This is a genomic window from Streptomyces violens (assembly GCF_000717745.1).
Classification (GTDB): domain Bacteria; phylum Actinomycetota; class Actinomycetes; order Streptomycetales; family Streptomycetaceae; genus Streptomyces; species Streptomyces violens.
On sequence record NZ_JOBH01000007.1, the window covers coordinates 334,300 to 343,611 of the forward strand.

Genomic DNA, 9,312 nt, shown 5'->3' on the forward strand with positions numbered 1-9,312 from the left:
TCCCTCCTACTCGGCCACGGCGGCGGCGAGCTTCGACAGCGGCTCGGCCAGCGCGCTCACGCCGTCGGACAGGTCCTTGCGGTCGCCCTTGGAGACGGTGTCGTACGCGACGAAGCCGTCCCCCTCGCGGTACTCGTCGAGCTGCTTCCCGATGGCCTCGAACTGCTTGTCCAGCTCCTCGACCAGCGCCGGGTCGTTCTTCTTCGCGACCGGCTTCAGCAGCTCGTACGCCTTCTCCGCGCCCTCGACGTTGGCCTGGAAGTCGACCAGGTCGGTGTGGCTGTAGCGCTCCTCCTCACCGGTGACCTTGCCGGTGTAGACCTCGTCCAGCAGCTCCTTGGCGCCGTTGGCCATGCTGGTCGGGGTGATCTCGGCCTTGCCGACCCGCTGCTGCCAGTCCTCGAGGTCCTTGATCAGCCGGTCCGCGAGCTTCTTGTCGTCCCCGGAGATCTTCTTGGTCTGCCACAGGGACTGCTCCAGCTTGTGCCAGCCGGTCCACTTCTGGCCGTCCTCCAGGCCGTCCTCGCGCACATCGACCTTGGGGTCGATGTCACCGAAGGACTCCGCGACCGGCTCGGTGCGCTCCCAGCCGATGCGGGAGGGCGCGTACGCCTGCTTCGCGGCCTCCAGGTCACCGCCCTTGACGGCCTCGGCGAACTCCTTCGCCTTCGGCAGCGTCCCGTCGGCCTGTTGCTGGACGTACTTGCGGTACTCGGCCACCGCCGCGTCCAGCTTCGGGTTCCGCTGCACCGCGGCGCCCTTGCCGGTCACGGTGACCTTCTGCCGGATGCCGTCGCCCTTCATGCCGGGCTTGCAGGCGATCTCGTACGAACCGGCCTTCACCTCGGCGGTGATGGCGGCCTTGGTGCCCGGGCCGATGTTCTCCCGCTCGGTGACGATGCGGTCGCCGGGCGCGTAGACGTACACCTCGGTGACCTTGCTGCCCTTGTTCTCGACGGCGAGCTGCACGTGCCCGGCCGGGAACTCCTTCTTCGACACCTCACACGCGTCGTCGGACGCGGTCACCTGCACGGCACCGGCCTTCCCGGCGCCACCCGCCAGTTCACTCTTGGCCGTGCACGCGGTTGCGGTCAGTGCGGCGGCCACGGTGATCGCGGCGGCGGTTGCGGAGCGGAGGGCTCGCATACGGGCTCCAGGCTTCTTCGGACAACGGCGGCGGACGGCCTGCCTCGAACTAAGGCAGGCCTAACTTATCCGAGGCTTACCTGATTCCCTCTCGCCCGTCCAGTGATCCCCCTCTCACCGGCTACGACCCCATAACGGACCGCCAAATGTCCGGCAATGACATGGCAATGCCCCGGCCAAGGTAAGACCCTGTGACCCTGTTGATCTATCACCGGTGTTCAATGCCGTCATGACGGAACTTCACGTACTGCGGGTGTTCTGCGGCCCGGCCGACGACAGCGGAAACCCCCTCGGGGTCGTACCGGACGGCTCCGCGTTCTCCGGGCAGCAGGAACGACAGGCGCTCGCCCGCGAACTGGGCTTCAGCGAGACGGTGTTCATCGACGACGCCGGACGCGGCGCGGTCGACATCTACACGCCCACGGCGCGCCTGGCGTTCGCCGGGCACCCGCTGGTCGGCACGGCGTGGCTGCTGCGGCACCTCGGGGAGCCGGTGAAGGTGCTGCGGCCGGCGGCCGGTGAGGTGCCGGTACGCCACGACGGAGAGTTCACCTGGGTACAAGGGCGCCCCGAGTGGGCGACGGGCCGCACGCCGCACCAGTACGCCTCTGTCGCGGAGGTGGACGCCCTGCCCGCGCCGCCGCCGGGCGAGGGCTGGCTGTACGCGTGGGCGTGGGAGGACGAGACCGCGGGGCGGGTGCGGGCGCGAGGCTTCCCGCGCCGTATCGATGAGCGCGGCGCCAGCCGCTCCGGTGGAGCCGGTGCTTGCACCGGGAACATCACCGAGGACGAGGCGACCGGGGCGGCGGCCCTGCAGCTCACGCACGCACTGGGCCGCGCGCTGGACATCCGGCAGGGGCGCGGCTCGCAGATCCTCACGCGGCCGCACCCCGGAGGTCGGATCGACCTCGGGGGGCGGGTCGCGATGAGCGAGGTGCGGCAGCTCAGCTAGGCGTTACGCGCTCAAGGGGCTGCGACCGTCCCCGCCGAACTCTTCCGTCAGTTCACCCAGCACCGCGACGTTCAGCGCGTAGGCGCGCCTGCACTCCTCGACCACCCGCTGCTTCTCCAGGTCGTCCACGGGCAGCGCGTCCAGCAGCGCGCGGTACTCGCGCTTGAAGGCGGCGGGATTGCCGATGTCCTCGAAGACGTAGAAGCGGACGCCGTCGCCCTTGCGCGCGAAGCCCCACGCCTTCTCGGCCGTGCCGCGGACGATCTGGCCGCCGGAGAGGTCGCCGAGATAGCGGGTGTAGTGGTGGGCGACGTACCCCGCCGGCCACTCGCGGGCGCACTCGGCGATCCGTGCCGCGTACGCCTCCGTGGCGGGCAGCGGCCGGATCGCGTCGCGCCATTCCGCCCCGGCCAGATGCGCGAGGTCACGCTCCAGCTCGGGAAGGCGGGTCAGCTCGGGCCGTATGAAGGGGCCCGCGACCGGGTCCTGGGCGAGGGCTTCGGCGCTGCCCTCCAGGGCGCGGTAGACGAACCAGAGCTGCTCGGTATAGCGGCGATAGGCGGCGACGCCGAGGCGGCCGCCGAGCATGTCGTCCATGAAGGAGGTGTGCTGCACCTCGGTGTGCGCTTCGCTGGACGCCGTACGGATCAGTGCGGAGAACGGCGTGGAGAGAGCGGGGCTGTGCGCGTCCAAGGCGGGCCTCCAGGGACCGAGCGGTAGCGGCCGGGAACCGATTGTGGCAACTTAGGCTTACCTAAGTCAATCGGTTCCCGACAGCATGTCGGTAAAAGCCTACCCGCGCACGCGCCCGGGAAGCGCTCAGGGAAGCGTCAGGATCTCCGCACCGGTCTCCGTGACGACGAGGGTGTGCTCGAACTGCGCGGTGCGCTTGCGGTCCTTCGTCACCACCGTCCAGCCGTCCTCCCACATGTCGTACTCGTACGTCCCCAGCGTGAGCATCGGCTCGATCGTGAAGGTCATGCCGGGCTTGATCTCGGTCGTGTGGTGCGGGCTGTCGTAGTGCGGCACGATCAGGCCGGAGTGGAAGGACGTGTTCACGCCGTGCCCGGTGAAGTCGCGGACGACGCCGTAGCCGAAGCGCTTGGCGTAGGACTCGATGACCCGGCCGATGATGTTGATCTGCCGGCCCGGCTTCACGGCCTTGATGGCGCGGTTCAGCGACTCGCGGGTCCGCTCGACCAGGAGCTTGGACTCCTCGTCGACGTTGCCGCAGAGGTAGGTGGCGTTGTTGTCGCCGTGCACGCCGTGGATGTACGCGGTGACGTCGAGGTTCACGATGTCGCCGTCCTGCAGGACGGTGGAGTCCGGGATCCCGTGGCAGATGACCTCGTTGAGCGAGGAGCACAGCGACTTGGGGAAGCCGCGGTAGCCGAGCGTGGAGGGGTAGGCGCCGTGGTCGCACATGTACTCGTGCGCGACCCGGTCCAGCTCATCGGTGGTCACGCCCGGCTCGATGAGCTTGGCCGCCTCCTCCATCGCCTGGGCCGCGATCCGGCCCGCGATGCGCATCCGCTCGATGGTGTCGGCGTCCTGCACCTCTGGGCCCGTATACGGGGTCGGCGCGTCCTTGCCGACGTACTCGGGGCGCGGGATGGAGGCGGGGACGGGGCGCTGCGGGGAGATGGTCCCCGGGACAAGGAGAGACTGGCCAGACATGCCAGCGAGTGTATCCGCGAGCCATCGGGCAGGATGGCGTCAGGCAAGGCGCCCAAGGCGGAGGAGGCCGGGATGGCACTGTTCAAGCGGGGCACGGCGGGAAAGCCCGGCGAGTGGTACTACTGCCTCAAGCACGCCAGGGTCGAGGAGGGCCCGGAGTGCCGGGCGGCGGACCGGATGGGTCCGTACGGCAGCCGTGAAGAGGCCGCACACGCCATGGAGACCGCCCGCGAACGGAACGTGGAGTGGGAGAACGACTCCCGCTGGACCGACAAGGGGAGCAGCAGCTCCTAGGCCGCCGGGGGCCGGGCCGTGGTCGCCCGCGCCAGATACGTCGCCAGCCGTGCCCGTGGCACCGGCTCGCCGCCCCGGCGCGGGTGCACCGCGTTCGTGAGCAGTACGAAGAAGGCGTCCGTACGAGGGTCGAGCACCAGGCTCGTCCCCGTGAAGCCGGTGTGCCCGGCGGCGCCGTTTGCGGCCAGCTCGCCCATGAAGCCGGGCTGTGCGACGCGGAAGCCCAGGCCGGGCGGGGTGAGCATCAGCGCGACGGTCTCCGGGCGCAGCACCGGCCCGCCCCCGGTGAGCAGCGCCCGGCACAGCACCGCGAGGTCCTGTGCCGTGGCGAAGAGCCCCGCCTGCCCGGCGACGCCGCCCAGCGCGTAGGCGTTCTCGTCGTGCACCTCGCCGCGGACCACGCCGCCCGCGCAGGACCGCCGCCGGGCCTTGAGGAGTACCTCGGCCTCGGTGGCTGCCACCCCGGCCGGGGCCAGCGGCCCGTACGAGGTGCTGATCATGCCGAGCGGGCCGGTGATGCCGTCCCGGACGAGGACGTCGAGCCGCTCGCCCTCGACCGTCTCCAGCAGCCGCTGAAGGGCGATGAAGCCCAGGTCGGAGTAGCAGAAGGGGCCCGGCACGGCGGCCGCGGCGGCGGACCGCAGCGGCCCGAGCAAGTCGCTCCCCGCACCGGCGGCGGAACCGTCGTACAGCGGCAGCTCGGCGGCCAGCCCCGAGGTGTGGGTGAGCAGATGGCGAATCGTTACGGCGGGTGCGAAGTCCGGCAGGTGGCCGGCCACCGGATCGTCCAGCCCGAGCGTTCCGCGCTCCACCCGCTGCAGCACCGCGATCGCCGTGAACAGCTTCGACAGCGACGCGAGGTCGAAGACCGTGCCGGCCCGCACGGGCTCCCAGCGCTCCCGGGCCAGCGGGATCCCGCGGCCGCGCGCCACGTCGTACGACCCGTACCGCAGCGCCCACCCCGCGGCCTCCTCGACCGCGACGACCGGCCCGCGCCCGGCCACCGCCACGACGCCCGCGCAGCAGGGCGCGGGCCCTTCGGGCAGCGCGCGGATCTCCGCGACGAGCCGCCGGGTCCATGCCGGATCGAGCCCCGCCTGGGCGGGGGTGCCGTGGCGCAGTGGTGCGGGTGCGTTCAGAGCCGGTTCCCTTCGCCGGTCGTGCCGTCCTCCGTGGACTCCTCCCTACGCTGCCACGGACGGCACAGTCCCAGGAAGCACGCGAGCGCCAGAAGTGCACAGGAACCCTGTACGACAGCCATCGGCACGGCCGTCCGCTCGCCCGCGATACCCACCAGCGGCGAAGCCACGGCGCCCATCAGGAACGTGGAGGTGCCGAGCAGCGCCGAGGCGGAGCCGGCCGCGTGCGAGGTGCGCAGCAGCGCCTGGGTGTTGGTGCTCGGCATGACCAGGCCCATGGAGGCCATCAGGACGAACAGCCCGGCGGCCATCGGCGCGAGCCCGACGTGCCCGAAGACGCCGGTGGACATCAGCAGCAGCGCGGCGGCCGCGAGCGTGATCAGGCCCAGCCCGACCGCCAGCACCTTGTCCAGCGAGACCCGGCCGACCAGCACCTTTCCGTTGAGCTGGCCGAGCGCGACCAGCCCGATGGAGTTGACCCCGAAGAGCAGGCTGTAGGTCTGCGCGGAGGCGCCGTAGATCTCCTGGATCACGAACGGCGAGGCGCTGATGTACGCGAAGAGCGCGGCGAAGGCGAAGGCGCTGACGAGCAGGTATCCGGTGAAGACCCGGTCGGCGACCAGTGCGCGCATGGTGCGCAGCGCGGCGCCGAGGCCGCCCGCCTGCCGGCGCTCGGGCGGCAGGGTCTCGTGCAGCTTTCGCCAGACGACGAGGGTGAGCAGCACGCCGATGACGGTGAGCACGACGAAGACGCCGCGCCAGTCGGTGACCTGGAGGATCTGCCCGCCGATCAGCGGGGCGACGACCGGCGCGACGCCGGATATCAGCATCAGGGTGGAGAAGAAGCGGGCCATCGCCACGCCGTCGTACATGTCGCGGACGACGGCCCGCGCGATGACGATGCCGGCCGCGCCCGCGAGGCCCTGGACGAGCCGCGCCGCGATCAGGAACTCGGCGTTGGTGGCGACCGCACACAGGGCGGTCGCCAGTACGTAGATCACCATCCCGATGAGGAGCGGGCGGCGGCGCCCCCACTTGTCGCTCATCGGCCCGACCACCATCTGCCCGAGCGCCATGCCGGCGAGGCAAGTGGTCAGGGTCAGCTGGACGGTGGCGGCGGGGCTGTTCAGGGACCGGGTGACCGCCGGCAGGGCCGGGAGGTACATGTCCATGGAGAGCGGCGGGACCGCGGTCAGGCCGCCCAGGATGAGGGTGACGAGGAGGCTCGTGCGGCGGGCCGCGGGGGTCGGCGCGGGGCCGGCGGCCGGGGCGGATATTCGGGGACTCGGGCGGCTCTGATGGCTCTCGGCCGTGGCGGGGCCGGGGTCCGACATGAGTGTCTCCATGGTTTGTAGATGTACGCACCATGGTGTCATGTCCTGGCGGACCCCGGCCTGTTTTCGTCCCCCCGGGCGGCTGGATCAGGCGGGCTTCAGACCCGGGTTGCCCGCCTCGGACACGAAGGACGCGACGGTGGCGATGGGCGCGCCCTGCGTGGTCACCGCGGACACGGTCCGGTAGTCGGCGCGCGCCTTCTCCTGGTCCAGCTCGACCGTCACATAGCCGCGGCGGCCGTTGTAGAACTTCATGTGCGGATTGGCCGCCATGTACGCGTCCCAGTTCGGCGGCTTGTCGGCACCGTCCTTGCCACTGGCAATGGACGTCGTCACGAACTCCACGCCCTGCGTGCGCGACCCGGGGTCCCCGAAGTCCTTCTTGATGTCGAAGGCATAGTGCACATGCACATCCCCCGTGAGGACCACGAGGTTGTCCACACCCGCCGCCTCCGCGCCCGCCAGCACGCGGTCCCGGGAGGCGCTGTAGCCGTCCCAGGAGTCCATGCTGACCTTGTAGTCCGGGGCGGTGGTGGAGCGCCGCTCGGAGAAGGTGACCTGCTGCGGTACGACGTTCCACAGCGCGCTGGAGCCGCGCCAGCCGTCGATCAGCCAGCGCTCCTGCGTCGCGCCGGTCAGCGTCCGGCTCTTGTCCCGGGACTCCGGGCCCGGCACGTCCCAGCCGTCGCCGTACGCCTGGTCGGAGCGGTACTGACGGGTGTCGAGGATGTCGAACTGGGCGAGCGTGCCGTACTGCACCCGGCGGTAGAGCTGCATGTCGGAGCCGCGCGGCTGCTGCGGGCGGCGTAGCGGCTGGTTCTCCCAGTACGCGCGGTAACCGGCGGCGCGACGGGCCAGGAATTCGGCCGCCGGCAGATTGTTCTCGCTGATGTCCGACGCGTAGTTGTTCTCCACCTCATGGTCGTCCCAGGTGACGACGAAGGGATGCGCCGCGTGGGCGGCCTGCAGGTCCGGGTCGGACTTGTACAGCGCGTACCGCAGCCGGTAGTCCTCCAGCGTGACCGTCTCCTTGTTGAAGAGCGCGGGCAGCGTGCGGTCGGTGTAATTACGGGCGCCGCCAACCGCATTCACCGGGTACTCGTACAGGTAATCCCCGAGGTGGAAGACAACATCCAGGTCCTCCTCCGCCAGGTGCCGGTGGGCGGTGAAGTAACCGTCGTGGTACGCCTGGCAGGAGACGGCCCCCAGCCGCAGGCTCTGGAGACGCGCGCCGCGGGCCGGGGCGGTACGGGTACGGCCGACCGGGCTGATCCAGTCACCGGCGCGGAACCGGTAGTAATACACCCGGTCCGGACCGAGCCCGGTCGCCTCAATATGTATCGAGTGGTTGAACTCCGGATGCGCCTCGGCCTTCCCCTGCCCTGCAATACGGGCGAACTTCTCATCGTGCGCGATCTCCCAGCGGACGGAGACCCGCGCCTCGGGCATTCCATTCCCCGGCTCGTACGGGCGGGGCGCCAGCCGGGTCCACAGGACGACCGAGCCCGGGAGCGGATCGCCGGAGGCGACACCGAGCGTGAAAGGGTTCTCGGAAAGGCTCTTCCCGTCCACCTCGGCAGCGTAGGCCGCACCGGTGCCCGGCAGATTGGTCGCGAAGGCGAGCGTCGCGGCGGCCCCGGCGACGGTGAGGAAGCGGCGCCGCCCGAGGTGCTCGGCGGCGGCCCGCAACTGCTGATCGTGCTGGGAGTGCTGAGTCATCTGCCCCTGCCCCTGCCTGAAGTGGTCCCGGAGTTCTGGTTGTCTGCAGCGATTGCAGAGGCCGGGGGCGGCGACGTGCTGTCGGATGTACGACGCAACGATGACGGCGGGATGAGGACTGGGGCCGCAACGGGCACAGCGGGGCAAACCCGCGCGGGGCGGCTTCGGGCGGGGCGCGGCGACGTCGGCGGCGCGGTTCAGTGCCGCCGACCACGGCCTGTGACGTGACTTACGCTGCCGCCACCAAGGACGCACCATGTCACTTACGCTGCCGCCATGAGTGACATGAACAATCCGAAGGTTGCCGTGGTCACAGGCGCCGGCTCCGGCATCGGCCGCGCGGTCGCGCTGACACTGGCCGCCGCGGGCTGGTCGGTGACACTGGCGGGACGGCGCGCGAAGGCTCTGGAGGAGACGGCGGGGCTGGCGGGTGAGGGTGCAGAGCTCCTCCCCATCCCCACCGACGTCACCGACCCCGCCGACGTCGCGGCGCTCTTCTCCGCCGCCCGCGACCGCTTCGGCCGGGTAGACCTGCTCTTCAACAACGCCGGTACATTCGGCGCGCCGGGTCCGCTGGAAGACCTCTCCTACGAGGACTGGCGCACGGTCGTCGACGTCAACCTCAACGGCGCCTTCCTCTGCGCCCAAGCGGCCTTCCGGGCGATGAAGGACCAGTCACCGCAGGGCGGCCGCATCATCAACAACGGCTCCATCTCCGCGCACGTCCCGCGCCCGCACTCCATCGCGTACACCGCGACCAAGCACGCCATGACGGGCCTCACCAAGTCCCTCTCCCTGGACGGCCGTCCGTACAACATCGCCTGCGGCCAGATCGACATCGGCAACGCGGCAACGGAGATGACCGGCCGCATGCAGACCGGCATCCTCCAGGCCAACGGCGAACTGGCGGTGGAGCCGGTGATGGACGCAGCCGACGTCGCCCGCACGGTCCTCCACATGGCCGCACTCCCACTGGAGGCGAACGTACAGTTCGCCACGGTCATGGCTACGGGGATGCCGTACATCGGGCGGGGGTGAGGGGGGCGGGAAG

9 protein-coding genes are annotated in these 9,312 nt (G+C 70.6%); 3 read left to right on the forward strand and 6 right to left on the reverse strand.

Annotation, left to right across the window (positions count from 1 at the left end):
* Window positions 1-6 precede the first annotated feature (6 nt).
* Window positions 7-1,146, reverse strand: a complete 1,140-nt coding sequence (efeO, locus tag IF04_RS0116110; protein ID WP_030257006.1) for an iron uptake system protein EfeO — start codon at window positions 1,144-1,146, stop codon at window positions 7-9.
* 229 nt (window positions 1,147-1,375) lie between these two features.
* Between efeO and IF04_RS0116115 the strand changes: the two genes are divergently transcribed.
* Complete coding sequence (locus IF04_RS0116115; RefSeq protein ID WP_030257008.1) at window positions 1,376-2,098, forward strand: PhzF family phenazine biosynthesis protein; 723 nt, start codon at window positions 1,376-1,378, stop codon at window positions 2,096-2,098.
* Window positions 2,099-2,101: 3 nt separating this feature from the next.
* Here the strand turns inward: IF04_RS0116115 and IF04_RS0116120 are convergent, their stop codons facing one another.
* Together IF04_RS0116120 and map are read right to left on the reverse strand one after the other, a co-directional pair.
* The gene (locus IF04_RS0116120) at window positions 2,102-2,791 is read right to left on the reverse strand and encodes a biliverdin-producing heme oxygenase (protein ID WP_030257012.1); all 690 of its coding nucleotides are present in this window, start codon (window positions 2,789-2,791) and stop codon (window positions 2,102-2,104) included.
* A gap of 126 nt (window positions 2,792-2,917) precedes the next feature.
* Entirely contained in the window at window positions 2,918-3,775 is an 858-nt protein-coding gene (gene map / locus IF04_RS0116125) for a type I methionyl aminopeptidase (protein WP_030257015.1), read from the reverse strand.
* 72 nt (window positions 3,776-3,847) lie between these two features.
* Here map and IF04_RS0116130 point away from each other — a divergent pair, with 72 nt between their 5' ends.
* On the forward strand, window positions 3,848-4,069 hold the full coding sequence (locus IF04_RS0116130) for a hypothetical protein (RefSeq protein WP_030257018.1): 222 nt from the start codon (window positions 3,848-3,850) through the stop codon (window positions 4,067-4,069).
* Here the strand turns inward: IF04_RS0116130 and IF04_RS0116135 are convergent.
* From IF04_RS0116135 to IF04_RS0116145, 3 genes are all read right to left on the reverse strand, one after another.
* Window positions 4,066-5,190: a serine hydrolase domain-containing protein gene (locus IF04_RS0116135; RefSeq protein WP_425428424.1), complete on the reverse strand. Its 1,125-nt coding sequence runs from the start codon at window positions 5,188-5,190 to the stop codon at window positions 4,066-4,068. The genes IF04_RS0116130 and IF04_RS0116135 overlap by 4 nt on opposite strands.
* A 14-nt stretch (window positions 5,191-5,204) precedes the next feature.
* Window positions 5,205-6,542, reverse strand: coding sequence for a multidrug effflux MFS transporter (locus tag IF04_RS0116140; protein WP_037959609.1), 1,338 nt, complete (start codon window positions 6,540-6,542; stop codon window positions 5,205-5,207).
* A gap of 87 nt (window positions 6,543-6,629) precedes the next feature.
* Window positions 6,630-8,261, reverse strand: a complete 1,632-nt coding sequence (locus IF04_RS0116145; protein ID WP_030257030.1) for an alkaline phosphatase D family protein — start codon at window positions 8,259-8,261, stop codon at window positions 6,630-6,632.
* 276 nt (window positions 8,262-8,537) lie between these two features.
* On the opposite strand from IF04_RS0116145, the gene IF04_RS0116150 reads away from it, so the two are divergent.
* A complete protein-coding gene (locus tag IF04_RS0116150) occupies window positions 8,538-9,299 on the forward strand; it encodes an SDR family oxidoreductase (RefSeq protein WP_030257033.1) in 762 nt (253 codons plus the stop codon).
* The last annotated feature ends 13 nt before the right edge of the window (window positions 9,300-9,312 follow it).